The sequence below is a fragment of the Desulfospira joergensenii DSM 10085 genome, from assembly GCF_000420085.1.
Taxonomy (GTDB): Bacteria; Desulfobacterota; Desulfobacteria; order Desulfobacterales; family Desulfobacteraceae; genus Desulfospira; species Desulfospira joergensenii.
In genome coordinates, this window is sequence record NZ_ATUG01000003.1 from 38,887 (window position 1) to 64,084 (window position 25,198).

The 25,198-nt window shown below is 49.8% G+C and carries 24 protein-coding genes; 19 read left to right on the plus strand and 5 right to left on the minus strand.

Going from position 1 to position 25,198, the window contains the following annotated elements; genetic code table 11:
- Nucleotides 1-3 precede the first annotated feature (3 nt).
- Together F608_RS0124340 and F608_RS33235 are read left to right on the plus strand one after the other, a co-directional pair.
- Complete coding sequence (locus tag F608_RS0124340) at nucleotides 4-534, plus strand: YqgE/AlgH family protein (protein WP_022668346.1); 531 nt, start codon at nucleotides 4-6, stop codon at nucleotides 532-534.
- Nucleotides 535-544: 10 nt separating this feature from the next.
- Nucleotides 545-2,818, plus strand: a complete 2,274-nt coding sequence (locus tag F608_RS33235; protein WP_022668347.1) for a dynamin family protein — start codon at nucleotides 545-547, stop codon at nucleotides 2,816-2,818.
- Here the strand turns inward: F608_RS33235 and F608_RS0124350 are convergent, their stop codons facing one another.
- Complete coding sequence (locus tag F608_RS0124350) at nucleotides 2,819-3,379, minus strand: HD domain-containing protein (protein ID WP_022668349.1); 561 nt, start codon at nucleotides 3,377-3,379, stop codon at nucleotides 2,819-2,821. It lies immediately after the preceding gene.
- Nucleotides 3,380-3,531: 152 nt separating this feature from the next.
- Here F608_RS0124350 and F608_RS33240 point away from each other — a divergent pair, with 152 nt between their 5' ends.
- From F608_RS33240 to F608_RS0124420, 13 genes are all read left to right on the plus strand, one after another.
- Nucleotides 3,532-4,350, plus strand: coding sequence for a putative molybdenum carrier protein (locus tag F608_RS33240; RefSeq protein WP_244154333.1), 819 nt, complete (start codon nucleotides 3,532-3,534; stop codon nucleotides 4,348-4,350).
- Nucleotides 4,347-5,321: a rhomboid family intramembrane serine protease gene (locus F608_RS0124365; protein WP_022668351.1), complete on the plus strand. Its 975-nt coding sequence runs from the start codon at nucleotides 4,347-4,349 to the stop codon at nucleotides 5,319-5,321. Before F608_RS33240 ends, F608_RS0124365 begins: the two co-directional genes overlap by 4 nt.
- Nucleotides 5,311-7,968, plus strand: coding sequence for an intermembrane phospholipid transport protein YdbH family protein (locus F608_RS35315; protein WP_022668352.1), 2,658 nt, complete (start codon nucleotides 5,311-5,313; stop codon nucleotides 7,966-7,968). Before F608_RS0124365 ends, F608_RS35315 begins: the two co-directional genes overlap by 11 nt.
- A 27-nt stretch (nucleotides 7,969-7,995) precedes the next feature.
- Nucleotides 7,996-8,202: a YnbE family lipoprotein gene (locus F608_RS0124375; protein WP_022668353.1), complete on the plus strand. Its 207-nt coding sequence runs from the start codon at nucleotides 7,996-7,998 to the stop codon at nucleotides 8,200-8,202.
- Between the two features lie 8 nt (nucleotides 8,203-8,210).
- The gene (locus F608_RS0124380; RefSeq protein WP_022668355.1) at nucleotides 8,211-8,582 is read left to right on the plus strand and encodes a YdbL family probable chaperone protein; all 372 of its coding nucleotides are present in this window, start codon (nucleotides 8,211-8,213) and stop codon (nucleotides 8,580-8,582) included.
- Between the two features lie 415 nt (nucleotides 8,583-8,997).
- A complete protein-coding gene (locus F608_RS0124385) occupies nucleotides 8,998-9,771 on the plus strand; it encodes a DUF4198 domain-containing protein (RefSeq protein WP_022668356.1) in 774 nt (257 codons plus the stop codon).
- 65 nt (nucleotides 9,772-9,836) lie between these two features.
- Nucleotides 9,837-10,493, plus strand: a complete 657-nt coding sequence (cbiM, locus tag F608_RS0124390) for a cobalt transporter CbiM (protein WP_022668357.1) — start codon at nucleotides 9,837-9,839, stop codon at nucleotides 10,491-10,493.
- A 76-nt stretch (nucleotides 10,494-10,569) separates the two neighbouring features.
- Complete coding sequence (locus F608_RS0124395) at nucleotides 10,570-11,229, plus strand: transthyretin-like family protein (protein ID WP_022668358.1); 660 nt, start codon at nucleotides 10,570-10,572, stop codon at nucleotides 11,227-11,229.
- Nucleotides 11,230-11,241: 12 nt separating this feature from the next.
- Nucleotides 11,242-12,000: a cobalt ECF transporter T component CbiQ gene (cbiQ, locus tag F608_RS0124400; RefSeq protein ID WP_022668359.1), complete on the plus strand. Its 759-nt coding sequence runs from the start codon at nucleotides 11,242-11,244 to the stop codon at nucleotides 11,998-12,000.
- A complete protein-coding gene (locus F608_RS0124405; protein ID WP_027363088.1) occupies nucleotides 11,997-12,713 on the plus strand; it encodes an energy-coupling factor ABC transporter ATP-binding protein in 717 nt (238 codons plus the stop codon). The genes cbiQ and F608_RS0124405 overlap by 4 nt, the downstream gene beginning before the upstream one ends.
- Before the next feature lie 60 nt (nucleotides 12,714-12,773).
- The gene (locus tag F608_RS0124410) at nucleotides 12,774-13,664 is read left to right on the plus strand and encodes a nicotianamine synthase family protein (RefSeq protein WP_027363089.1); all 891 of its coding nucleotides are present in this window, start codon (nucleotides 12,774-12,776) and stop codon (nucleotides 13,662-13,664) included.
- 6 nt (nucleotides 13,665-13,670) lie between these two features.
- On the plus strand, nucleotides 13,671-14,489 hold the full coding sequence (locus tag F608_RS0124415; protein WP_022668360.1) for a nicotianamine synthase family protein: 819 nt from the start codon (nucleotides 13,671-13,673) through the stop codon (nucleotides 14,487-14,489).
- Nucleotides 14,490-14,492: 3 nt separating this feature from the next.
- Entirely contained in the window at nucleotides 14,493-15,602 is a 1,110-nt protein-coding gene (locus F608_RS0124420) for an alanine racemase (protein WP_022668361.1), read from the plus strand.
- Between the two features lie 20 nt (nucleotides 15,603-15,622).
- Here F608_RS0124420 and F608_RS0124425 read toward each other — a convergent pair whose 3' ends face one another.
- Together F608_RS0124425 and recJ are read right to left on the minus strand one after the other, a co-directional pair.
- Complete coding sequence (locus F608_RS0124425; protein WP_022668362.1) at nucleotides 15,623-16,048, minus strand: hypothetical protein; 426 nt, start codon at nucleotides 16,046-16,048, stop codon at nucleotides 15,623-15,625.
- A gap of 82 nt (nucleotides 16,049-16,130) precedes the next feature.
- Complete coding sequence (gene recJ / locus F608_RS0124430) at nucleotides 16,131-17,840, minus strand: single-stranded-DNA-specific exonuclease RecJ (protein WP_027363090.1); 1,710 nt, start codon at nucleotides 17,838-17,840, stop codon at nucleotides 16,131-16,133.
- 120 nt (nucleotides 17,841-17,960) lie between these two features.
- Between recJ and F608_RS0124435 the strand changes: the two genes are divergently transcribed.
- The 4 genes from F608_RS0124435 to F608_RS0124450 are packed head-to-tail and all read left to right on the plus strand — an operon-like array spanning nucleotide 17,961 to nucleotide 21,156.
- Entirely contained in the window at nucleotides 17,961-18,170 is a 210-nt protein-coding gene (locus F608_RS0124435; RefSeq protein ID WP_022668364.1) for a DUF4911 domain-containing protein, read from the plus strand.
- Nucleotides 18,157-19,542 carry a tRNA (N6-isopentenyl adenosine(37)-C2)-methylthiotransferase MiaB gene (gene miaB / locus F608_RS33250; RefSeq protein ID WP_022668365.1) on the plus strand — a complete coding sequence of 462 codons (1,386 nt, stop codon included), beginning with the start codon at nucleotides 18,157-18,159 and terminating at the stop codon, nucleotides 19,540-19,542. Before F608_RS0124435 ends, miaB begins: the two co-directional genes overlap by 14 nt.
- Complete coding sequence (gene map / locus F608_RS0124445) at nucleotides 19,539-20,420, plus strand: type I methionyl aminopeptidase (RefSeq protein ID WP_022668366.1); 882 nt, start codon at nucleotides 19,539-19,541, stop codon at nucleotides 20,418-20,420. Before miaB ends, map begins: the two co-directional genes overlap by 4 nt.
- Nucleotides 20,410-21,156, plus strand: coding sequence for a lysophospholipid acyltransferase family protein (locus F608_RS0124450; protein ID WP_022668367.1), 747 nt, complete (start codon nucleotides 20,410-20,412; stop codon nucleotides 21,154-21,156). Before map ends, F608_RS0124450 begins: the two co-directional genes overlap by 11 nt.
- A gap of 890 nt (nucleotides 21,157-22,046) precedes the next feature.
- Here F608_RS0124450 and F608_RS0124455 read toward each other — a convergent pair.
- Both F608_RS0124455 and F608_RS0124460 read right to left on the minus strand, forming a co-directional pair.
- Nucleotides 22,047-23,630, minus strand: a complete 1,584-nt coding sequence (locus tag F608_RS0124455) for an SLC13 family permease (protein ID WP_022668369.1) — start codon at nucleotides 23,628-23,630, stop codon at nucleotides 22,047-22,049.
- Nucleotides 23,631-23,797: 167 nt separating this feature from the next.
- Nucleotides 23,798-25,018 carry a hypothetical protein gene (locus F608_RS0124460; protein WP_153307600.1) on the minus strand — a complete coding sequence of 407 codons (1,221 nt, stop codon included), beginning with the start codon at nucleotides 25,016-25,018 and terminating at the stop codon, nucleotides 23,798-23,800.
- Nucleotides 25,019-25,198 lie beyond the last annotated feature (180 nt).

Here is a 25,198-nt window from a genome sequence, read left to right on the forward strand (position 1 = left end):
TGTATGAATGATTCCCTCTCACAGAATATGAAAGGCAAGTTTCTCCTGGCCATGCCCGGACTGCCCGACCCCAATTTTGCCCAGACCGTGACCTGTATGTGTGAACACAACGAATCCGGGGCCCTGGGATTTATCGTGAACAAGGTTCATCCCCTTCTTACGGGCCGGGAGTTGTTTGACGACCTGAATATCCCTTGTACCGACGGTGTGGACAAGCTGGACATATTCCTGGGGGGACCGGTCCAGCCCAGCGGGGTGTTTGTTCTCCACGGCCCTCCCTTTAAATGGAATGAAACTCTCAGGGTAACGGACTGGCTGGCCTTAAGCAATTCCCGGGACATTCTCGAAGCCATTGCCATGGAAAAGGGTCCGGAATCTTCCATGATCTTGCTGGGATGTGCCGGATGGGGCCCCCTCCAACTGGACAACGAGCTTCTCGACAATGCCTGGCTGACCTGCGACATGACCCGGGACATCATGTTTTCCACCCGTACGGATCACAAGTACGAAAAGGCAATGATGCTCATCGTTTGATTCTTGGCCTATGACAAATAAACACGCCCTGACCCAATCTCTCCAAGCCGCAATTACCGATCTTCTGGACGTCATGGACATGATGGACAATATTCCCGGCATGTCCGACAGCGCCTTTGCCGGGTTCAGGGAACATTGCGCCAGAATTCCTGAACTCATTGAATCCGGCCGGGTCAAAATTGCCGTGGTCGGGGTGATAAAATCCGGGAAATCCACCTTTATCAACGCCTTGATCGGAAAGGAACTGGTACGCCGGGGAGCCGGCGTGGTCACCTCCATTACCACCCGGATCAGAAAAGGGAAAAAAAACCGGGCCGTGATCACCTTGAAATCCTGGGACGAGATCAATCATATCCTGGGAAAAACCCTGGAGATGTTTCCCCTGGACGGATCATACCCGGATGATGCGGGAGAAAACCGGGATTCCGAACCAACAGATCCCTCCCTGTCCGGCTTTGACATGAGGCGGAAAAAGGATCGGGCCCTTCTCAAAAAGGTATATTCAAGACTCACCCGGGATTTTCCCGTTACCGGCGAGGGCATCCGGCCCGAAACCCTTGTGCTGAGAAACGCCATTGGGGGATTTGAATTCTGCAAGGACATGGTTCGGGCCGATCCCAAACAGATTCTGTTTGAATCCCGGTCCTTTGACAATCATAAGGATTTCACGGCGGATCCGGCCCGGGCCTTTTATGTAAAGGACGTCTGCCTGGAGGTGTTCGGCAAGGTCATTGACCCCCATATTGAAATTGCAGACTGCCAGGGAGCCGATTCCACGGACCCGTCCCAGCTGGCCCAGATCATACGCTATATCGAATCGGCCAACCTTATCGTTTATTGCATCAGCTCCCGGACCGGGCTGCGTCAGGCCGACATCGCTTTCCTGGAGCTGATCAAGCGGTTGGGACTCTTTGAGAACATCCTCTTTCTCAATAACTGCGATCTTACCGAACATGAAGGCCTGGACGACCTTAAGGCAATTGAATCCAGGATTCAAACCGACCTCAGGCTCTTCACCCCTGACCCGGCCCTCTATTCTTTTTCAGCTCTCTACGATCTGTTTGCCGCCATGGAACCCAGGCTGACCCAAAAGAACAGAATCCGGCTGGATTCCTGGCGGACAGACAAGGCCATGACCGCATACTGCAATGAAAACAGCCGGTCTTTTCACGGGGATTTAAGTCATTCCCTGGCCCGGCATCACTTTGATCTTCTCATCTCCAATCATGTGGAACGTCTCCGGATCATTGCCTCTGCCATGGATAAAAAGGCTGCCGTGTCCATGGAGGTCCTGGGATCGGAAGAGGACGACCAGGCCCGGGCCCGGGCCCGGACGATCCGGGAAAACGGGCTCCGTCTCCGGTCCATTGTGGACAACTCCGTTGAAGGAGCCGTTTCAGGACTGAAAGGGGAAATTGAGGATCACCTCAAATCCGTTTTTTCCAGGGATTCCATCCATATCCGGAAAAAGGTCCGGGATTTCATCAAACAGACCCCCATTGATCCCGGTCCCTACCGGCACATGCTAAGGGAATCCGGGTTTAAACAGATCCTCTACCTCATGTTCCAGGATTTTAAGCGCAAGCTGGATCTCTTCGCCGTGGAACATATCATCCCGGATCTGAAAACCATGGTCCGGGAACAGGAGGACCGGATTGAAACCTATTTCCAGTCCCTGCTCGATTCCTACCGCATTGATTTTTTAAAACCGGATCCCCGGAATTCCCTGCTCAATTCAGAATCCGGCCGGGAGGTTCAGGATCTTACCCGGGAAATACTGGAACAGAATCCTTTTCCCGCCGCGTCCATCGATATTCCGGCGGTCAAGAAGATCCTGGGCCTGGAACTGCCCCAGACCCTTTTTTCCCCCAGGTACACCAAGCGGATCCGGACCAGTATTCTTACCGGCTTAAGCCTCCACAGCCTTGTCCTGCTCATCACCTCATGTATCAATAAAAATATTCGGTTTTCCTTTACCCCGGGATTTAAAAAAGCCGGTGCAGGAATTAAAAAGAAGTGTCTGGAATCCTTCCGGCAGCAGATCGACCAATACCACGAGATCCTTTTGGATCAGTACTTCATCCCCCTGATCCGGGCCGCCACCCGGGACTTTAAGGATAAAATCCATGACCGGTTCTCCATGTACGCCACCCTGGACCAGGACATGGAACACCTCCTCTCTTTGAGGAAGGAAGAAAAAAAAGACCAGGAAAAGAAAATTTCCATTATCCGGGAAAGAGTGGATCAGATCACCCGGAACCTGGAGAGCATCGGCTCAAATTAATTATCGCCTGCAAATATCGGGAACAATCTCCTCTTCCAGTTCAAAGGGACGAAAGGGAAGGTTTTTGAACAATTTACTTTCCAGGACCCTTGTGACTTCAGCCATCCTTTCGATCCTTGACCGGAACTCCATATTGGAGCCGTACCGTTCCTGGATATACTCCAGACGCCGCTCCAGCGAGACCACCCGGTCATGGAGAACCCGCTTGTCCGAGTAATTGACGATCTCCTGTTCCGACACCGGGCAGTCCATGGAAATATGGTCCAGGACAACGTGCTGGCGGATGATATTTCCCACCTCCGGATATCCCAGTTCCTCCATCAGAAAACATCCGGTTTCAGAATGGACTTCCCCGGTATCAAAACTGCGGGTTTTGGTGATATCGTGGAGCAGGGCAGCCGAGGAAGTCAGCCTGAGATCAAGGCTGGGAAATTTCTTTTGAAGATGCCGTCCCAGGCAGAGGGCCACATTCCCGACCATGACGGAATGATCAATGATGTGTTCCATCATGTCCATTTCACGGATGAGTTTGAAGCATTGATTTGTGCTGGGGATTTTCATAAGCCTATGGTCAAAAAGTCTGAAGTCAATAGCCCGGACTCCAAAATTCCGGTTTCCCAGGAGTTTTTCACGGGGCCGATAAAATCCTGTTGAAGTTATACCCTCTATTGTTATTATAATGAAAGAACTTTTTGACAAGGCTGATGATGGATATGCTCAAGAAAATAATCTCAGGAGGGCAGACCGGGGCGGATCGGGCAGCCCTGGATGTGGCCATAAAATTCAATATTCCCCATGGGGGATGGATTTCCAGGGGCCGGAAAACCGAGGCCGGTCCCCTGCCGGAGCGGTACCGGCTGCGGGAGATTCTGGAGGCGGACTACCCGGCAAGAACCAAGCGGAATATCATGGATTCCCAGGGAACCGCCATCATCTCCAGGGGAAAGCTCACCGGGGGCTCTTTATTGACCCAATCCTTTGCCCGGGTGAAGGGAAAACCCAATGTTCATATCGATCTGTCCATGAACGAGGCCTTTGAAGCCTCCCTTGTCCTCCAGTCCTTTATTCTTGAAAACGGGATCGAGGTCCTCAACCTGGCCGGGCCCCGGGCCAGCCATGATCCCGGGATCTATTTCGATGTCAAGACCATCCTTGAATCCGTGCTTTACATGCTTTTTCTCGATTTTGAAGGGGAACGCAGGATCCGCCTGGATCTCCCCAAGAGGGTGAAACAGGTGGATTTCCCGGAAAAAATGGAAGATGCCGTTTCAATTGTGATCCAGGACCTTTCCCTCAGGGCCCGGACCTATATCGCCAGAATGGAGGAGGCAAGGCTTCAGGATCTTTATTTTATCTGGCTGGAGTACATCCGGCGCCGGGTGGGGTTTGACAACGGAAACCAAGCTTTGCTCAAGGCCTGTCAAAAAGAGCTTGACCTTGAATTTTTCAGTATTGAGGACGGGGTCATGGAGATTCTCAAGGCCGTCAAAATGAATCTGGAGCCGGCCTACAGGCTCAAGGTGGTGAAATGATTCCCATCCGGGACAACCAGCCTTCCCAGACCATGCCCGTTGCCGTTTACGGCATCATTGCGGCCAATCTCCTGGTATTTCTGTTCCAGGTTCAGGCGGGTCTGGACAACCAGGCCTATTTTTACCGGTACGGCCTGGTGCCCGGAAAGTACACGGTAACGGAGATGTCCCGCCATTTTTCTTTTTTGAACCAATTGTTTTCCATGGTCTCCTATATGTTCCTCCACGGCGGGTTCTGGCATTTTCTGGGAAACATGTGGTTCCTCTATATATTCGGCGACAATATCGAAGGTCATCTGGGATCCTTGAGATTTCTGGGATTTTATCTGCTCTGCGGTCTTTTGTCCGGCATGTTCCACTTTCTGCTCAATCCCGTATCCATGGTGCCCACCATCGGGGCCAGCGGAGCCATTGCCGGGGTCATGGGGGCCTATTTCCTTTTGTATCCCCGGTCCAGGATTCTGACCCTGGTGCCCATTATCATCATTCCCATGTTCATCCAGATCCCGGCCTTTGTCTTCCTGGGATTCTGGTTTTTAATGCAGTTTTTAAATGCCGCCGGGTCCGGGGGAGGCGCCGGTATTGCCTGGTGGGCCCATGTCGGGGGGTTCATTGCCGGACTTTTGCTGGTGAAACTGGAAAAGAAACTGCCCAGCACGGGCACCCGGGAAAAAATTCAGAAATTTACCCGGAAAAAGCATACTCCCAAACTCCAGGCCATCGTGACCCGGCCAGCCTCCCAGGGGGGGGATCTTCACGGCCAGATCGAGGTCAGCTCCCTGGAAGCCCTGGCCGGAGCCAAAAAAATCATCACTATTCCCTGGGGCTTTTATAAGCCCCTCTACAGGATCACCATTCCCCCGGGGATAAGGCAGGGGACAAAACTTCGGCTGGCAGGGATGGGAAGGACACTTCCGGGACAGCCCAAGGGAGACCTGTTCCTGACGGTTCAGATTAAAAATGCGATTTAAGACCCTGATAAAAATAGGTCTGGTTTCAGGCCTTGTTCTTTTTGCCTGCCTGATGCTTCTGGCGGCAGGCCTGCCCTTTATCGCCGAACAGGCGATTCATCAGAAATTCAAGGAGACCCTCCGGGAAAGGGACATCCAATTCCGGATCGACCGGATCGGGGCGTCCCGCATGGTGATTTCGGGCCTGGGCATGGGCAGGGGTTTGTCTGCAGACCAGGTTGTGCTTGAGTATGAATGGGATTTATCCCAGCCTTTTCCATTCTGGCTCTCACCTCAAAAGCTGATTCTTTCAGGGATATCCCTAAAAGGGGAAATGGATGAATCCAACAAATTCATTATTCAGGGGATAGGGCCGGAAACGGGTTCGGTATCCGGGGACACGGAAAAATCGGTTCAGGATATTCTGCCCCTGCTGCCCAAGAAACTTGTAGTAAAAAACTCCCTGATTTTCCTCACCCTCAGGGGCAGAGGGATCCATATTCCCTTTGAGGTTCTGGCTTCCATTGACCAAGAGAACAAAAGAACAGATCTTTCCGGGGAATTCACTCTTTTCGGAAATAAGGTCCAGATCCTGGCCGGACTGGATCTGAGAAAACTGTCCATACGCGATTTTGCCGGAGCGATCCAGAGTTTCACCATGGATGCCGCCGGGTTTGAGCTTGGCGATCTCGTCTCTCTTTTGGGGCCGTCTGACAGCCCGTTCTTATTTTCCGGCGGTTCAGATATCCGTATAGTCAAAAAAGGCAGGTCAGACTGGGGCGTTTCCCTGTCCAAGATAAACCTTGCCCGGCCCTGGGGTCTGGGCATCGATTCATTGTCCGCTGACCTTGGCCTGGAAAACAAAATTTTGACCCTGAACACCGGCTTCAATCTTATCTGCAGGGAACTTCCCGGAATCCGCATCCAAAAACCGGGTTCCGGATCAAAGGAACCGGGTCCTTTGCCCATTTCCTTGTCCGGCCGCCTTCAACTCGATTTAGGGGGCGGCGGCCAGGGGCCGAAACTGAAGAGCCTGAACTTAGAAACATCAACCTTAAAGGGCCTGGTGGTTGCGCAGGATCTTCAAAGAATCAGGGTTGAAGATCCTTTCATGGCCCTGACCCTGAAAGGGGATAAAGAAAAGATCAAGGGGAAGATCTTCATCCGGTCCGGCAGGGTATGGGCAGATCTGGAAGGAGGAAAGATTGCCGGCCGTTCCCTTGAAATTGAATCCGATATAAGGGGAAAAGCCTACGAAACATCCAAACAAGCCGGAACCGGCCTGAGTCTTGCCCTGGATCTAAAGTCCCGTATCTCCGGCATCCGGGTTGGGGCCTCCGGGGTCCGGGGAGAATTCAAGGCCCTTGAAACCCGCGCTCTTTTCCGTTTTGACGGGGGAGATAATCCGGAACTCACCGGTGTTGCCGGGCTGATCAACGGGCAGGTTTCTTTTCCCGGGCTTGGGGTTGAATGCCGGGGGATTCGTGCAAGTCTTCCCTTTAAAATCGGTGCCGACGGCAGGTATAAGCAAGGGACTTTTTCCGTTGATTCCATCCAATACGGCAAAAGACCCGGAATTCGCATGTCCGGAGAAATGGCCCAGACCGGCCCCCTGGAGCTTGAATTCAAAGGAGATCTGGCCTGCCCGGATGTTGAGGAACTCAAGTTGGACTTTTCCGGAAATGCAGACCTGGACAAAACAGTATCGGCCCGGGTGGATTTCTCAGCTCCCTTTTTCCGGCTTTTGTCCGAAAGAGTCCGGGCCCTGGTTCCGGAGCTGGGTCTGGCCGCTGAATATGATCTGGGTCTGTCCTGCAGGGGAGGGATCTCATACAAAGGAGAGAAAATCCAAACCCATGGCAAGGTCATCATCCATGACGGCTCTCTCTCTCTTCCCGACATGAATTTGAAAGCTGAGGGGATTGAGGCGGCCCTGGAGTTGAATGACCTGCTCACCCCTGAATCCCTTCCCGGGCAGATTCTGACCATGGAGTCTATTGAATCGGGCAAATTGAAGTTTACCGACGCCAGGATACGCTTCAGTATCGAAGACGGGGAATTCATCCACATTGAAAACGCAAGGGCAGGGTGGTGCAAGGGTCTGGTTACATCGGAATCCATCCGGTTCCCCTCAAAGGACCGGCAGAACAAGCTGATCATCTACTGCGATAGGCTGGAACTGGCAAGGCTGCTGGAGCAGATAGGGGCGTTTCAGGCCATGGGGGAGGGGACCTTAAGCGGACGGATCCCGGTCACCTATGCCCATGGCAGTATTTCCTTTGACAATGGATTTTTATTTTCCACTCCGGGCAAGGGGGGTGCCGTGAAAATTGGAAATACCGAGAAGATCACCACCGGCATTCCCGTGGACAGTCCCCAGTTTGTCCAGCTCGACCTGGCCAGGGAGGCTCTAAAAAATTTTGATTATACATGGGCAAAGCTTTCCCTCAATACCGTGAAAGACACCCTGGACCTCAAGATGGAGCTGGACGGCAAGCCTTCCAATGTTCTCCCTTTTGAGTATAAAAAGGAATTGGGCTCCTTTGTCCGGGTAAAGGCCGGCAGCCCCGGATCCCATTTCCAGGGAATAAAACTGGATGTAAATTTGAAACTTCCCTTTAATCAGGTCATGAAATTTGGTACTAGGATAGAATCCCTGTTCAAATAATAGTGGCACACAATACAAGGAGAGACTATGGCCAATAATATTTTTCGTACGGCATTGGTCTTCATTCTTTTTGGCTTTGTTTCAATGGGTTGCCAGACAAGCCATGAAGTGGAGATGAAGCCCGTTGAAATCAAACCCATTCACATCACCATTGATGTGAACGTCCGGGTGGAAAAAGCCCTGGATGACTTTTTTGACGATCTTGAAGCAGCCGAAGATGAAATAAAGGAATAGGAGGGACGATGAGACATCATAATATTCTTAAATTATCTGTACTGGTGATTCTTTGTCTGATGGTTTCAGGTCAGACCGCCTTTGGCCAGGGGATCAAGGAGAGGATGAAAAAACGGCTGCCGGTTATTGCCGACCTGAAAACCAAGGGAATCATCGGAGAGAACAACCAGGGATACCTTGCCTATGTGGGCAAAACGAAAGCCCGGGAAGAGGTCATTGCCGCGGAAAACAAGGACCGCAAGGCCATTTATACCTATTTTGCCAAACAGCAGAAGACCAGCGTGGGGGTTGTGGAACAGGTTCAGGCAAAGAGAAAGGCCCAAAAGGCCAATCCAGGAGAGTATATCCAGAATCCAGCCGGGCAGTGGGTGAGAAAATAAACGAAAACATAACCGGAAATATTCCATGGGAGAATAGCCATTGACGGTATGGGAAATACCGGATAAATAAATGACCAAATTCAGGCAGAAGCCTGAGACCCAAAAAGCACTATATTTACATATAAAAAAACCACGAAGGTTGACAGGATGTGTCTGGACTTTCGTGGTTTTTTTCGGAGGGGCAAAATAAAGCTTGGTAAGTCATTGGCTGTTCTTTTGGGAATCATTTTCTATCTTTGAACAAGGATTAAGTATCTTGCATTGATTTAGGATTCTTTTTATTATACATATTTCAATTACTAATGCCGGCATGAAGCCTGCCTGAAAACAATTTACTTCTTTTACAACTCAAGTCACGAAGGCTGAAAAGACTATTGCGACCACTGTTTAATGGATTTTTTGAAAAGGAGAGATTATGAAAAAGGCAAGTGTTTGTTCGGTATTTCTTTTTATTGTTTTCGCAGCAGTATCCGTCCAGGCCCACTACGGAATGGTGATTCCCTCGGATTCAATGGTGATGCAGGACGATGCACGGACAGTGCATGTTACAGCCTCGTTTTCCCACCCCTTTGAAATGATCGGCATGGAACTGGTAAAACCCAAAATTTTTTCCGTCCTTGCCAACGGCAAAAATCAAGACCTGCTGGGCAGCCTGAAACAGACAAAGGTGATGGGCCACACTGCCTGGGAAACCGATTACAAAATTAAAAGACCAGGCGTATATATGTTTTACATGGAGCCAAAGCCCTATTGGGAGCCTGCAGAGGACTGCTTTATCATCCATTACACCAAAACCGTTGTCACCTCTTTCGGGGATGACGAAGGCTGGGACGGTGAACTCGGCCTGAAAACGGAGATCGTTCCCCTGTCCAAACCCTTTGGGCTGTATGACGGCAACGTATTCCAGGGTATCGTTAAAATGAACGGAAAACCGGTTCCCTATGCAGAGGTGGAAATCGAATATTACAATGCAGACCATAAATATGAAGCGCCCACGGATTATATGGTAACCCAGACCATCAAGGCCGATGGAAACGGCGTTTTCACTTACGCCGCCCCCAAATCCGGATGGTGGGGGTTTGCCGCCCTGAACGAAGCCGACTTCAAACTCAAACAGGACGGCGAGGAAAAAGGGGTGGAACTTGGTGCTGTGATCTGGATCAAGTTCGAAGACTGGAAGAGCAAATAAACGAAAGACCCGAGCCGGGGATGGCAACGGAAGCCCCGGCTTGTCTCTTTAAAGAGGAGGGTGTTATGCATATTTCCGAAGGCGTGCTTTCAGCACCGGTTCTGATTACCGGAATGGGGCTTGCCGCAGCCGGAACGGCTGTGGGCTTAAAAAAACTCAAAGATGATAAAATCCCCCAGGCCGCCATTCTGTCTGCCGCGTTTTTTGTGGCGTCCCTGATTCACGTGCCCATTGGTCCCTCCAGCGCCCATCTCATCCTCAATGGCATTGTGGGACTTTTGCTGGGCTGGGCGGCGTTTCCGTCCATATTGGTCGCCCTGCTGCTCCAAGGGGTGCTTTTTCAGTTCGGAGGGATCACCACCCTTGGGATTAATACGGTGATCATGGCCTCGCCTGCAGTGATCTGTTTTTATCTATTCGGATCCTTTATCCATAAAAACGGGGCAATCTCCTTTGCAGCCGCATTTGCCTGCGGCTTCTTAAGTGTTTTTATCAGCAGCCTTATTGTGGGGGCGGCCCTGATGTTTACGGAAGAAAGCTTTTTTGAAGTGGCATGGGCCGTGGTTGTGGCCCACCTGCCGGTCATGGTAATCGAGGGGCTGGTAACAGGGTTCTGCGTCGGTTTTCTTAAAAAGGTGCGCCCCGAGCTTCTGCCCCACTGGCAAAGCCAAGGGCTTGCTGCAGCAGAAACCAGGCAAAAGGTCGTGGAAAAACAGGCTTAGTCCGTAATTTTGAAAGATTGGGCCTGCCCTTGGGAGCCATATTAATGACAGATTATTCAGAAGGTCAGATAAATTTATGAACCACAAAGCTTTTATATATTTTTGGTGTTCCGTGGTCTTTGTGACTCTATTCAGCGGCAATGCCCTGGCGCATAAAGTAACGGTCTTTGCCTGGGTGGAGGGGGACACGGTTTTTGGGGAAACCAAATTCAGCGGCGGGAAAAGAGCCAAGAATGCTGAAATCATTGTCTGGGATAAGTCCGGAAATGAGCTTTTGCGTACCCGTACCGAGGAAAACGGAGAGTTTTCATTTCAAATCCCTAAAAAGTGCGCCATGCGCATTGAGCTCATTGCGGGAATGGGCCATAAGGGAGAATGGACCATTCCCCTAGAGGAGATAGGCGAGATAGGTGAGGCCGCTGCAACGGACAATTCAGTATCGGAAAAAAACAGGGATGAAGCAAAACAGGAATCCGAAGCACCCTCCCTGGTCCAGGTTGAAAAGCCAACGAGCCAAGAGGCGCAGGTTCCCTTTTTGAATAAAGCTGAACTTGAGGCCATTGTTGAAAAATCAGTGGAAAAATCTCTGAACAAAAAAATCACTCCGCTGATAAAAATGATGGCGGACTTGGAGCAGAAGGATCCCTCCTTTAGTGAAATTGCAGGGGGAATCGGCTATATTTTCGGTCTGATGGGCCTGGCGCTTTATTTCAAGTCCCGGAAGAAATTAGGATGATGTTTTTTACCCATGATTGAAGAGGTTTTTGCAGCAGGGGATTCTCCTGTTCACTCAATAGATCCAAGGAGCAGGGTGGCTGTTGCCACCCTGCTTTCTTTTGTGATTGCCCTTTGTGAGAATTTTTCAACCCTCTGGGCCGGCCTTGTCCTTTCTCTGGTCCTGGTTTTTGCAGCCCGCCTGAACCCAAGGGAAGTCATAAAAAGAGTTCTGGTCATCTGGGGGTTTCTCCTTTTTTTATGGATCCTCCTGCCCTTGACCTATGAAGGTGACGTCATATACCGGATCGGAAAACTTGGCCTGACCAAACAAGGCTTTCTTCTATGCGCTAAAATCAGTCTTAAGTCCAATGCCATTGTACTGACCTTTATTGCTTTAATTGCCACCATGGATTTCAGTACACTGGGATACACGCTCAATTTTTTCAAAATGCCCAAAAATCTCGTGCACCTGCTGTTGTTGACCTACCGCTATATTTTTGTCATTGAAAATGAATATCGGCGGCTGATCCGTGCGGCAAAGATTCGCAGTTTTCAACCCAAAACCAATTTGCACACCTATCAAACCTATGCCTATCTTGTCGGCATGCTCTTTGTTCGGGCATCAACACGGGCGGAACGGGTGTACAACGCCATGAAATGCCGGGGATTCAAGGGAGAGTTCCATTGCCTGCATGAATTTTCCCTTTCCCGCTCAGACTGGATCTGGACCGCTGCTGCTATGATCGGGATTGCCCTTTTAATCATTATGGAGGTTATAGCAAGAATATGACAAGTCATCCCCCCCTCATCCGCCTGAACAATATCAGCTTCAGCTATCCCGGCCGCGGTATGGTATTGGACCATATTAATCTTGAAATCAACAGAGGTGAACGCATCGGCCTTGTCGGCCCCAATGGCAGTGGGAAAACCACCCTCTTTCATATTATCATGGGCCTTTTGAAACCCACCTCGGGAAGCATTAAAATTTTCGGCAAAGAAATGAAAACGGACAAGGATTTTAAAGAAACGTACAAAAAAGTGGGATTGCTGTTCCAGGATGCCGATGACCAGCTTTTCTGCCCCACCGTCATGGAAGACGTGGCCTTTGGCCCCCTCAATCTGGGGAGATCAAAAGATGAGGCAAAGGCGATTGCCCGCAAGACATTGGCCAAACTCGGCATTGCAGACTTTGAGTCCCGTATCACCCACAGGCTGTCGGGTGGGGAAAAGCGGCTGGTGGCCCTGGCCACGGTCCTATCCATGGAGCCGGAGGTGCTCCTGCTGGATGAACCCAGCACCGGGCTGGATGAAAACACAAAAAAGACCCTGATTGATGTCTTGAACCGGCTGGAACTTTCCTATATCCTTATCTCCCATGAAATCGAATTCATGTCGAAAATCACGGATGCCATGTACATGATGGAAAACGGTAAAATCAGAACTGATGTGGACGTCGGTCAATACACCCATTCCCATCCCAATCCCGGCCATCATCACCATTGAGAAATTTACCGGTCCTTTCCGAAGCACTTTTGGGGGAATGAAGGATATAAAGATACAACTATGCACGATATCAATTTTTCCCATGAACATGAACTTAAGGAACATGATTTTTTAGGGTGCTGCAAAGACTGCCAAAACAGCCTTGCCGTCATTAAGCCCCATATCATGGGATTTGCCGACAGGATCAGGCAATACTCCCGCAAGAGGCTTGAAGCACTGCCTCCTGAAGAGCTATACCGGCTCTACCAGATTCTGGATGACCTGGCCCATATGAATGCCGGCAGCCACCTGTCTTCCCTGCTGCTGGACGAAGAAGAGATCCGGCATGAACTGCCCCTGATCCGTTCCTATTACACCGCCTTTTTCGGCATCCATGAGGATCACCTGGCAGATGAACTGATCCACAGCCGGGATCCCTGGAAGCTTCTTGGCACCTTCCCCCTGTATCCCCGGTATGTTTCCTTGGTGGAAAAACAGATCGAGGCCATGCACATTGCACCCGGGAAACGCTTGGTGTTCATTGGAAGCGGCCCTGTTCCCCTGACGTTGATTCTCATGAACCGTCTCTTTGGTATCCGGTCCATCGGGATAGACAATACCCCTGAAACTGTCAGGCTTTCCAGGGAAGTGATTCAACATCTCGGCCTGCAAAAAGAGATTGAAATCGTTCAAGGGGATGATTCCTCCCTGGAAAATTTTAATTGGGATATTGTTCTTGTGGCCGCCTTGGCAGAACCCAAGGTCAGAATTTTTAGAAATCTGCGAAACATCCTGGACAAACGGGGGCCTGCACCGGTGGTGTTCAGGACCTATACCGGCATGCAGGCCGTGCTGTACAAACCGGTTCAGCCCGAGGACATCAAAGGATTTAAAATCGTGAAGGCCGTTGCCCCTACAGGCAGGGTAAACAACACAACGGTTTTCGTGCGCATTGATCAAAAAAACAGGTAGGAAAGTTTGGCAGACCTGGACCTTGTCAAAAAAGAATTCTTGGATATTTACGCATCCCTTTCAGATGTGACGGAAACATCACTGCTTAACGGGATCCAGGCAGGGTCATATCCCTTTTTCCAACGGCTTGACCGGATGGCGGCAATGGATGTCGATGACCGGGAGGCTGAAGAGATCCGCAGGGACAAGGAACTTCGGAAAGCCATGGCCCATATCTGCCGGTTGAAAAGAATAAACGGGCTGCGCATGGAAATCGATAACGCAAGGACAATTATCCAGTCTCCCGCACCCTGGGAGGCAGTCAGACAGTTTGTATATTATCCCAACTACCTGGAACTTGCCCGGATGGAATCGTCCGGCGCCAATCTTTTGTCCGGCGACAAGGTGGTTTTCCTGGGCAGCGGCCCTTTGCCTTTGACCCTCATCTGCCTCTGGACCCGGTACGGTATTAAGGGGATTGGCATTGAACAATGTCCGGAATATGCAGATCTTTCACGCCAGCTGATTAGAGGTCTCGGCCTGGCGGAAGAGATTCGCATTATTGAAGGCAACCATTATTGTTTGCCACTGGCAGAAGACTGCAGCCTGATCATGATCGGTGCCGATGCCCTGCCCAAGGATGAGATTTTTTCCCACCTTGCAGACCGCTTGGAAGAGGGGACAAAACTTTCCTACCGTATATATGAAAAGGGACTGCGGCGGCTCCTGGATGTTCAGTCAAGCTTTGACCTGCCGGCAGGGTTCAGGCAGTACAGGCGCATCCGGCCCCAGCCGCCGGTGAACAATACCTCGGTTTTCATATCTAAAGAAGGCAAGGCGGGTTAGCTCATGCCGGATCTTTTCACGCTTACCTCAGGGCTTCCCACTCCTTTTCTTGTCCTGGACCAAACCATCCTCAAACGGAATATTCACCGCATCCATGCCTATGCAGATCTTCACGGGTTTCAAGTTCGTCCCCATGTCAAAACCCATAAATCTCGAGCCATTACCCGGATGCAGATGTCGGCAGGTGCTGCCGGCATTGCCGTGGCCAAGGCCACGGAAGCTCAAACCCTGGCCCCGGAAAAGAAAACAGACATTACCGTGGCCTACCCGGCGCTGGGAGATGAGCGGGCCCAAATCATCGCAGAACTTTCAAAGAGGCACTACGTTAAAGTCGCTGTTGATTCCAAGTCCCTGGTGGATAGTCTTTCAGCCGCTGCTCTCAGGAACCGGACAAGAGTCGGTATCCATATCATTTTTGACGCGGGACTTCACCGCTGCGGTGTAACCGATGCTGAACAGACCCTGGAGCTTGCCCGGTATGCCCAAGAAAAGCCCGGGCTCGGCTATGAAGGCATTCAGCTCTATCTGGGACACCTCTACGGGGATACCGCCCGGGATCTGAAATGTTTTGAGCAGATCAATGCCCGGTGGGAACCGGTATTCAAGGCCCTGTGCAGGGCAGGGCTGCTTCCTCAAACGGTTTCTTCGGGTTCCACCCCGTCCCTTTTTGAGACCCACAGAATCAATTACATCAATGAAGTCCGGGTCGGTACGGCCTATATAAACGATTATTTTGTACTTAAATTCAACCATTGCAGGCGTTCGGACTGTGCTGCCCGGGTCGTTGCCACGGTTGTTTCCGACAGTATACCGGGACAGGTGATCATTGACGCCGGGTCCAAATCCCTTTCCGCCAAGCAGATGCTCCGCCATGGGAACCTGGAAATGGGGTATGTGTATGAGTATCCCGAGGCCCGGATATTCAGGCTCCATGAAGAACATGGGTGGATGGATGTCAGTCGCTGCAAAAAGCCGCCGGCCCTGGGTCAGAGAATCAGCATCATTCCGGTGAATGTGGCCCTGTGCATGAATCTATACGATTCTTTTTACCTGATAGACATGGAAGGTGCGCTCCAAAAAGAAAGGGTGGACGCACGGGGCTGCCATGTCTGAATAAGGAGACGGTCTAAAGGCTATTCTCCGGCCATAAAGGCGTTTAATTCCTTTAAAATGCTGAAATAGATATCCTCATCACTGCCGTAGATGTCAATGACGTCCTTGTGGTTGATCAGTTTTTCAACGATAAAGGCCGTCAGGTAGAGGCAGGCAATATTGGGACTTGATATCAGGGTCCTGAAGGGCGCCACCATATAATCGATGTCAAAGTCTTCGGCCTTGACCAGTTCGTCCAGGCATCTGGCGATCTGGTTTTCAATGCTGGATTTGCTCACGGTTTCAATGAGACCGTTTTCAATGAGCTTCATGGAGACTTTATTGCTGAAGGCATCTATGTTGTCCCGGATGGTGCGGATGGTTTTTATTCTCTCTCTTTCCTTGGAAGATTCGATCTTGGAAAGAAGTTTGGATTCCCTGTTTCCGGTGTAGAACATCTTGGCCATGGGTCTGTCCTTAAATTTACGAAATCATTAAACGCTAATCCACAGATATACTATAAAAACAGGCAATTAATCAAGGTAAAAATCATAGGTCTTCAATAATAATCTGCACGGTCCCGGGTCTGAATTTGTTGATTTTCAGGCGGAAGGCCAAGTGGCTGAAAAAGCTGGGAAGGTTATCCATATCCCTGACATTGAAGTGAAAGGCCTCAATGGGATCCCCTGATCCGGACCGGTCGTCCTGGAGCATCATCTTCCGGTGGAGGCCTCCCAGAATATGGGACGAGATCACCCTTGCATTCCGGAGCAGGAAAACAGGTTCTGGATTGGCCGTGCCGAACGGGCGCAGGCAGCTCAGCTCCCGGGCAAGGGAAAAATTGATCTCCTTGAAGTCGAGTTCCGCGTCAATGGTCAGGGTCTTGATGAAATCCGGGTCGGAATAACAGGTATCGAGATGGGCCAAAAGGCCTTTGTTCAGGTCTTTTAAACTTTTTTCGGTCAAGGTCAGGCCCGCAGCCATGGAGTGCCCTCCGAATTTTACGAGCAAATGGGCGTTTTCCGCCAGGGCCTGGTGGATATTGATCTGATTGATACTCCGGCATGAACCCACGATATTTCCGTTTACACTGGACATGAGCACCACGGGCCGGACATATTTTTTGGATAATTTGGAGGCAGCGATCCCTAGAACGCTGGGATTCCAATCCGAATCCCAGATCATGAGCAGACGGTGATCCAGAAGACCGGCATCTCTGGAGATCCGGTTCTCAATATCCGCCACGATCTCCTTTTCGATCATCTGGCGCTTCCGGTTGAGTTCATCAAGGATTTGGGCGGTCCTGTCCGCCTCTGAATGGCTTGGGCAGATCAGCAGGGAAACGCAGATCCGGGCATGGGAAATCCGGCCGGCCGCATTGATCCTGGGGACGATCTTAAAGGAGACGTCATCCGAGTCCAGACGGCCGGGGTCCAGGCGGGATGCACGGAAGAGGGCGGCAAGACCGGGACGCTGGTTCTTCTGCATCTCTTTGATTCCGGCCACGCACAGGATCCGATTGTCTTTGATCAGGGGAACCATGTCTCCGATGGTGCCGATGGCAAAAAGATCGAGAAAAGGCAGAAGGCTGGGTTCATTGATTTCCTTCCACACCCCTTTATCCCGGAAGAATTTTCTCAGGGCCATGACCAGGAAAAAGGCCACGCCGACGCCGGCAAGGTAATCCAGACCCGAGGGGCAGTCCTCTTGTTTGGGGTCGATGAGGGCCAGAGCCAGAGGCAGGCTCTCCCCGGGTTCGTGGTGGTCCGTGACGATCACATCGATGTCTTCGGCAGCGGCGGCTTCAACCGCATCAATGGAGGAAATGCCGCAGTCAACGGTGATGATCAGATCCACGTCCATCTCCGCGGCCCTGGCCACATGGTCGGGCTGGAGTCCGTATCCTTCCTGTATCCTGTGGGGAATATACCAGGTCAGGTCTGCCTTGAGAAGGGTCAGGAATTCAACCAAAAGGGCAGTGGCCGTGACACCGTCGGCATCAAAATCCCCGAAGATCATTATTTTTTCCTGGTTCAGAATCCCGGCGTAAATCCGCTCCACCGCCTTGTCCATGTCCTTCAAGGCAAAGGGATCCCCCAGTTCGCTGAAGCCGGGGGAAAGAAAGGAACGGGCTTCTTTTGCCGTTGTGATTCCCCGCTCCAGGAGCAGGCCGGCAATCACCGGGAGACAGTCCAGTTCCCTGGAAAGGGATTTGGCCTTTTCAGGGTCCGGGGTCAGATATGTGAATAAGGATTCCATTTTTGTTAAGGACAAAAATATAGCGGTTAAAGGGGGTAAAGTCAAAAAATTGTTTGGGAATTTATGGGATGAGATGGTATACTCCCACGCTTAGAACCTCAATATCAAAGCGAAAAGATTATGGAAACCATTCGCAGGGAATACCGGGTGGACAAGGCCCGGATCGGATTTATCCGATTTATATTTGAAGCCCATGAGGGAATCGGTGTGGTGACCACACTTGACCCGGCCCAAGGCCACATCAGGATATCCATGCCGCCGGATCGGACAAAGACCGTTTCCCATGTGATTGAGGACTTAAAAAAGGATTTCAGGTTTGACGAAATATAAGGGACTGGCATTTATCAACACCATCGGCTGCCAGATGAATGTCTATGATTCAGAAAAGCTTGCCGGGATACTCAATTCATACGGGTTTGAAAAGACCCAGGACATGGATGAGGCCGACATCGTGGTCTGCAACACCTGCTCCATCCGGCACAAGGCCGAAGAAAAGGCCTTCAGCTTTCTGGGCCGGTTTGCCAGGGAAAAAACCAGGCGCCCCCATCTTATCACGGTGATGGCCGGGTGCGTGGCCCAGCAGGAGGGGAAAAAGGCCTTTGACCGTCTTCCCCACCTGAACCTGGTCCTGGGGACCCAGGCCTTTTCCCGGTTCGGTGCCCATATCGACGCACTCAAATCAGGAACCCAGAGGATCGTGGATATCGAAGAATCCGACATGATCTTTGAGGCCCTGCCCGATGAGACCTGTTTTGAAGAGAACAAGGTGTCAAGGTTTGTGACCATCATGCAGGGATGCGATAATTTCTGCACCTATTGCGTGGTCCCCTATGTCCGCGGACGGGAAAGAAGCCGGGCCCCGGAAGCCATCCTGGAAGAGATCCGGATACTGGCCCGAAACGGCATCAAAGAGGTCACCCTTCTGGGGCAGAACGTCAACTCCTACGGGATCCGGGAACAGGGACTTTCCTTTCCCGGGCTTCTGGAAAAAGTCAGCCGGATTGAGGGTATCAAGAGAATCCGGTTTGCCACTTCCCATCCAAAAGATCTTTCAGAGGAACTCATCCATGCGGTCCGGGATATTGACAAGGTATGCCGTCATGTGCATCTTCCGGTTCAGTCCGGCTCCGATAAAATTCTCAAGAAGATGAACCGGGGCTATACCCGGGAAACCTATTTGTCCAGGATCCGGGCCCTGAGAGAGGCCTGCCCGGACATCGGCCTGTCCACGGACATCATTGTCGGCTTTCCCTTTGAAACCAAAGAGGATTTTCATCTGACCCTGGATCTGATTCAAGAGGCCCGGTTTGATTCTATCTTTGCCTTTGCCTATTCAGACCGGTCTTCGGCTCCGGCAGCTAAATTTTCAAGCCAGGTGGAAGAAACGGAAAAAAAAGACCGGCTCAATCAACTCCTGGAACTCCAGGAAACCCTTACCGAAAAAAAGAACCGGGCGGAAATCGGGCAAACCCTTGGGGTTCTGGTGGAGGGGTTCAGCGCCAAGGAGCGGGACGGGTTTGTCAAACCCTCTGCAAAGACCCGGCAGATGACAGGAAGGACCGAATCCAATAAAATTGTTCATTTTGCTTCAGACGGCATTAAAATCGGTGATCTGGTTGACATTAAAATTGAAAAAACATACCCCCATTCTCTGTGGGGAACCTCCGCGGCAGACCAATGCTGGGAACGGAAAATAAAATGAAAAAAAAGTCCATTAAAATCGGAAGAAACTCTGACTGCCCCTGCGGTTCAGGGTTAAAATACAAAAATTGCTGCCGGAATAAGAAAGCAGAGGTCTCTGTCAGTCAGGAGTATAAAAACCGGTATGACATCATCTTAAAGACAGATGAACAGATCCAGGGCATAAAAAAATGCGGAGAACTCCTCCTGTCCATTATGGACGGGGTGGAAAAGATGATCCGTCCCGGTTTGAAGACCGATGAGATCAATACCTATGTCCATGAAAAGACCGTTGAGGCCGGCGCCATCCCCGCTCCCCTCAACTACCGGGGATATCCCAAGAGCGTATGCGTGTCCGTCAACGAGGTGATCTGCCACGGCATACCGGGAGACCATGTACTGGAGGACGGAGACATCGTCAATGTGGACATCACCCCGATTCTCAACGGATATTATGCCGACGCCAACAAGACCTTTTTTGTGGGAACCCCCACCCCTGACGGGCAGAGGATCGTTTCCGTGGCAGCCGAGTCTTTAAAAAGGGGAATCGAGGTCGTGGCCCCGGGAGCCACCCTGGGGGATATCGGCCATGCCATCCAGTCCTATGCCGAAGCCCAGAAATGCTCTGTGGTCAGAGAATTTGTGGGACACGGGGTGGGCATTGATTTCCACGAACAGCCCCAGGTCCTCCATTTCGGATCCCCGGGCAGGGGGGTGGTCCTGGTGCCCGGCATGGTATTCACCATCGAGCCCATGATCAACCTGGGAAAAAAGGAACTCCACGTGCTGGAGGACGGATGGACCGCTGTGACCAATGACGGCTCCCTGTCTGCCCAGTTTGAGCAGACCATTCTTGTAACCGAAAACGGGTATGAGAGTCTTACGCCCTATGAGCTTTAGCCTTAACGGCATCTTATCCCTCAGCTATATCCTCTTCATCGGGATCAGTTCCGCTTTTCTGTTCTGTCTTGCGGTTCTGATCCGGATTTTAACCCTGCCTTTTGACCGGAAACTTTTGATTCTCCATCTTTTTACCTCATTCTGGGCCTCCCTTTACACCTGGTGCATGCCCCTGTGGTCGGTGACCATTTTCGGGCGGGAAAAAATGGATTCCCGAAAAAATTACGTCATCGTATCCAATCACCAGTCCCAGCTGGACATCCTGGTGCTCTACCGCCTGTTTTTCCCCTTTCGATGGGTGTCCAAGGCTGAGGTTTTTCGCCTCCCCTTTATCGGCTGGAACATGTCGTTGAACGGCTATATCAAACTGAAAAGAGGGGAGAGGTCCAGTGTGGAAAAGATGATGCAGGAGTGCCGGGACCTTCTGGAGAAGGGCATATCCGTCTTCTTTTTCCCGGAAGGAACCCGGTCTGAAACCGGCCGGGTCAAACCCTTTAAACCCGGTGCCTTTATCCTGGCCAAAGAGATGAAAAAGCCCATTTTGCCCATTGTTCTCAACCATACAAAGGACGCCCTTCCCAAGCATTCATTGGAATTTCACGGACGGCACAACATGGAAGTCAGGGTGCTGGATGAGATTCCCTATTCCGAACTTGAGCATATCCCTGTCCCTGAACTGGCCGACAGGATCCGGGATCTCATTGCCTCCCATGTGTCGGAGCACATGGCCAATTAAACCGGCATGGTATTATCCCGGGATTTAACCGTCCCGGAACCCCGGCCTTTTAAGCCGCTTCAACCCCTTGCCTCTCCCTGCCTGATCCCCCCGGCTTGCTGAAAATCAATCCTGACGTTGGACCAGCAAAGTGCAAGCATTCTGCATCCCTTAATAGAACGACCATTGCTAGGATCCCATACTCTGGAAAGGAAGTTCTACCGACTTAGATCGGGATCGATCATAAGGGCTGTCATCCACTCTCAGAACAGATTCAGGGTCATCATCTGGTAATCGGTTAAAAAATCATAAAGTTTCAAGCCTATGATCAATAGCAACCTTCTCCAGTGGGATCTGCTTTCTTAAGAACTTTGCATGCAGCACCTTTCCCGAATGATACATTGTCATTGCTCACAATGCCCCTGAAGAAAGTTCTTTCCAAAAACGGAAGTGTAAAAATCGCCATAATCAAGGAAGGAACACTATGACCATGTCGTTTCTTGACGCACATCGATGCGGGTATGTGGCAATGCTAAATTGATTGAAAAAATCATCAATTTTGCCCAGAATTTGAATGTCAGCTTGTGTTTCAGCATCAATCTATGGATCATTTGAGTCCTTATTGTTTGATATTATTGTGTTTTTCACAACTCCGCTATATATCAAACGGTAAGACTCAACAAGTTTTTTATACTATAAATTCAGAAAGTTATCCATTTCAACTGATCGCTTCAATGAATCCAGAAAGTTGAGTTTTAACCATAAAAAAGAATTTGCATATTGCAAGCCTAAGGGCTTCAACCTTATGGCATGGAATAAATTGGCCCATGCCAATTTTATTAACCTGGGCCAAACAAAAAGAACAGATTCAATATTCAAAAGGTTTTACACAAGGCTTCCAATTGCCTTTCCTACCATAACCGACTGTCAAACCCCATTAATGGCATAATGTACTGGGTCCATGGAATCAGCAGCAGACAGACAGTTGTGAGCATGATTATTCCGTATTTGAAGGATTCCCAGCTAGAATAATGATTACTTAGATAGCAGATGGTCGCAGGTTTGCTGTTGAAATATAAAACATAAACCTGGTTGATGAGAAAGGCCAGGGGCAGGCCAAATCCCAGAACATCCCATCCAAACTTCTGGGCGATACCGATGATGATCGGAAAGAATATAATTGTTCTGGCTGTCTTGCTCTGATTGAGTATGGAACTAAAGGCAAACAGAATACTCAGCAGCAGAAAAATAAGAAGTCTGGGAGCATCCTGCCCAATACCAAAGGCCTCAAAAAGATTGGTAATGCCGATTGCAACAATATTGGTGGTTTTTATCCCCCCACCTAATACATATGCACCAAAACTGAACAATAGGAGATGCCAGGGAATATCAGTATCGTTCCAATTTATGGATCCGATTCTTGGTAATCCTGAAAAAGCAGGCATCAATGCGGCGATTGCACCGATCAATGCAGTAGCGGTGGCGCTGATGCCGTGGAGTTTATCGGTCGCCCAGAGTGCGAGAACGCATAGAAAAATAATAGTGGATTTTATCTCATTTACCGAAAACGGGCCCATGCCGTCCAATTCTTCCTGCAAGCGGCCTAGACCGCCTTTGATGGATGGTGATTTTTCGATTTCTGACAGAGGGAAAACAAACCGAGTTCCTAACCACCATCCTAAGGCGCAGACGATAAGCGCCAAAGGAGCCAAAGCCATGAACCAGTCCATGTAATAAAGTTCCGCTCCTGCGCCGATGAGCATACTAGCCGCAACAAGGTTTGCTGCAGAACCTGTCATATAGGCACTGCAGGAAACATTGATGCCGAGCAGGTTCTGGAGTACAAGATTTCGTCCGAAATTATTACGGTTGTCACCTCCGTTTGCTCCGTAAATGGCACTGATAACCATGAAGAGAGGCATCAAAAGTGCGGCTTTTGCAGCTGTTGCGCTGACAAAGGCCCCAAGGATAATGTTCAGGATCAAAAAACTCCAGAAAACAGGCGTTGCCTTGTGACCTGCCCTTAGAATGAATTTTAACGCGATACGTTTTGCTAGTCCGCAGGAGACAAGCATACTGGCTAAGATAAAGCTTGCAATGTTAAGGATCATTACCTTATGGCCGAAATAGGCATAGGCTGTCTTTTCTTTAACAATACCGGTAGTGACGACCAAGACGATCAGGATGAGGGACGTAAGGTAGTTGGGTATTGCCTCTGTGATCCATAGAATCAATGATGCACCGAAGATGCCGAGCATGGTATAGCAGCTTTGGGGAGGCACTTTGGTCTGCACCTCAAAAGACTCGAATGATCCGCAAAATCTGAAATGGAAAAAACAAAAGAATAAAACTGCCACTGGCAGGCCGATCCTTTTTAACAGTGCCATAATTGGACCGATCGGCAGCACGGGAAGCCTTTCGAGGGTATAGTTGCTCATATCCAGAGAATCAAATTGTCTGGTCGCCGGTGTGTCAGTCCTCATTTTCGGGCCCATTTTTTCTCCTTTGATCGGCCCTTGAATATATGGGCCTATAGTTCCTTTTTTATTTACGGTACTTATATGCTTTGTACACGTCAGGGCTATTTTTCATCTATTTCCTATATCTCGTATATGAGCTGCAAATACAAATAATAACCTATTGTAGAATACATAAGTATATCTTATGTGTCGGACTTTTCATTGGGGATGATGTGGTCTATGCGTTTGATGCCGTCTCGGTTGAATACGATCCTGAATCGTTTGCATATTTTTTTATTCCCGATTCTGTGGCAACGAATCATATTCATGTGGTAAACTTTATCGATTGACCGCTTTTGGTAGGAATCTTTACCACAGACATACATGGTATGCTTGGGGTCGTCCATGTTATTGAGAAAATCGCTGATATTCAGGCGAGTGATATCTATAAGGCCGTCCCAAGCTTGACCTATTGCCCTGGTTTTTATCAAAATTTTCTTTCGGTAATACATAATGGTTTCACTCCTGAAGGAATTTTCAATATCTACCAGATGTGTTTTGTTTCTGAGTTTTATTATGGATTTTGGAACCTGAGAATCCTTAATAAAATATAAATTTTCCCGGCACCTGCCGATGAGGGTTGAAAAATTCTGATAAACAAACTGCTGCCGGTCGGAGAGCGTTCTTTTCAGTTTTGTCGACAAAAAATTCCGGATGACCTCTTTCATCCGATCCTTAAAAACATATCCGATGACAAGTGCCAAAAAAAGCGGCCTGCTAAGCGACCCGTAGGTGTCCTGCCAAATAAAAGCCACAGCTGTTGCAAAAAACATGGCCAAGGCAGCGGCCAAGCCCGAGATCAGTTGGAACAGGACGGTGCCTTCTTTTTTATGCCTGATTTCCAGATAAAGGGGACTGCCAACATATTTTTTTAATATATTCCATTTATAGATCAGTGTTTCGCTGTTCTTATTGATGGAAGTTTCGGAGGTGTCACCGAACTGTTTTTGGTAGTCCAACTCGTTATGGATCCGGTTTAATAATTTTTTCCGAATATTTGCGTGATCCTCATCCTCACAATTCCAGGAAGCCAGGTCAAGAAATCGGAACAAATAATAAGCCAGGCACATGCTGATATATTCGTTGCAATAGATCAGGACCCTATGGGAGTCACTATCCAGTTTACGACCATGAGTTATTTCATGGGTTCGCAGAAGAACGGCGCCCAGGCTTGTCTTATTCAGGGTATCATGAATGAGAGTGCTCAGTTCCTTAGCAGGCAGTGCTTTTCCTTTAAGGACATTCATTCTCAATTGTTTTTTTACCATCAAGGCATATATCTTTACGGCATTGCAGTAGGTTGCCCGGGTGGCCCTGCTATCTTTTTCATTGATCCGGTCTAGGGCGAATATGACCTTTGCCATGAAGACGTTGGGGTCTGGTGTACAGGAGCCTGGCATGTCCGGGATTCTTAACCGAATGTAATTTTTCAGACGGCTGTAGAACATCTGCTTGGTATAGGTCCGTTCATTTATACCTAAGGAATTGGGGATAAAAAAAAAGGTCTCTATGACATACTTTCTCTTTTTTTCTGAAGGACGGAA

Coding starts and splice junctions, on each gene's coding strand:
- F608_RS0124340 (WP_022668346.1), top strand. CDS start 4: ATGAATGATTCCCTCTCACAGAATATGAAAGGCAAGTTTCTCCTGGCC.
- F608_RS33235 (WP_022668347.1), top strand. CDS start 545: ATGACAAATAAACACGCCCTGACCCAATCTCTCCAAGCCGCAATTACC.
- F608_RS0124350 (WP_022668349.1), bottom strand. CDS start 3,379: ATGAAAATCCCCAGCACAAATCAATGCTTCAAACTCATCCGTGAAATG.
- F608_RS33240 (WP_244154333.1), top strand. CDS start 3,532: ATGCTCAAGAAAATAATCTCAGGAGGGCAGACCGGGGCGGATCGGGCA.
- F608_RS0124365 (WP_022668351.1), top strand. CDS start 4,347: ATGATTCCCATCCGGGACAACCAGCCTTCCCAGACCATGCCCGTTGCC.
- F608_RS35315 (WP_022668352.1), top strand. CDS start 5,311: ATGCGATTTAAGACCCTGATAAAAATAGGTCTGGTTTCAGGCCTTGTT.
- F608_RS0124375 (WP_022668353.1), top strand. CDS start 7,996: ATGGCCAATAATATTTTTCGTACGGCATTGGTCTTCATTCTTTTTGGC.
- F608_RS0124380 (WP_022668355.1), top strand. CDS start 8,211: ATGAGACATCATAATATTCTTAAATTATCTGTACTGGTGATTCTTTGT.
- F608_RS0124385 (WP_022668356.1), top strand. CDS start 8,998: ATGAAAAAGGCAAGTGTTTGTTCGGTATTTCTTTTTATTGTTTTCGCA.
- cbiM (WP_022668357.1), top strand. CDS start 9,837: ATGCATATTTCCGAAGGCGTGCTTTCAGCACCGGTTCTGATTACCGGA.
- F608_RS0124395 (WP_022668358.1), top strand. CDS start 10,570: ATGAACCACAAAGCTTTTATATATTTTTGGTGTTCCGTGGTCTTTGTG.
- cbiQ (WP_022668359.1), top strand. CDS start 11,242: ATGATTGAAGAGGTTTTTGCAGCAGGGGATTCTCCTGTTCACTCAATA.
- F608_RS0124405 (WP_027363088.1), top strand. CDS start 11,997: ATGACAAGTCATCCCCCCCTCATCCGCCTGAACAATATCAGCTTCAGC.
- F608_RS0124410 (WP_027363089.1), top strand. CDS start 12,774: ATGCACGATATCAATTTTTCCCATGAACATGAACTTAAGGAACATGAT.
- F608_RS0124420 (WP_022668361.1), top strand. CDS start 14,493: ATGCCGGATCTTTTCACGCTTACCTCAGGGCTTCCCACTCCTTTTCTT.
- F608_RS0124425 (WP_022668362.1), bottom strand. CDS start 16,048: ATGGCCAAGATGTTCTACACCGGAAACAGGGAATCCAAACTTCTTTCC.
- recJ (WP_027363090.1), bottom strand. CDS start 17,840: ATGGAATCCTTATTCACATATCTGACCCCGGACCCTGAAAAGGCCAAA.
- F608_RS0124435 (WP_022668364.1), top strand. CDS start 17,961: ATGGAAACCATTCGCAGGGAATACCGGGTGGACAAGGCCCGGATCGGA.
- map (WP_022668366.1), top strand. CDS start 19,539: ATGAAAAAAAAGTCCATTAAAATCGGAAGAAACTCTGACTGCCCCTGC.
- F608_RS0124450 (WP_022668367.1), top strand. CDS start 20,410: ATGAGCTTTAGCCTTAACGGCATCTTATCCCTCAGCTATATCCTCTTC.
- F608_RS0124455 (WP_022668369.1), bottom strand. CDS start 23,630: ATGGGCCCGAAAATGAGGACTGACACACCGGCGACCAGACAATTTGAT.
- F608_RS0124460 (WP_153307600.1), bottom strand. CDS start 25,018: ATGGCAAAGGTCATATTCGCCCTAGACCGGATCAATGAAAAAGATAGC.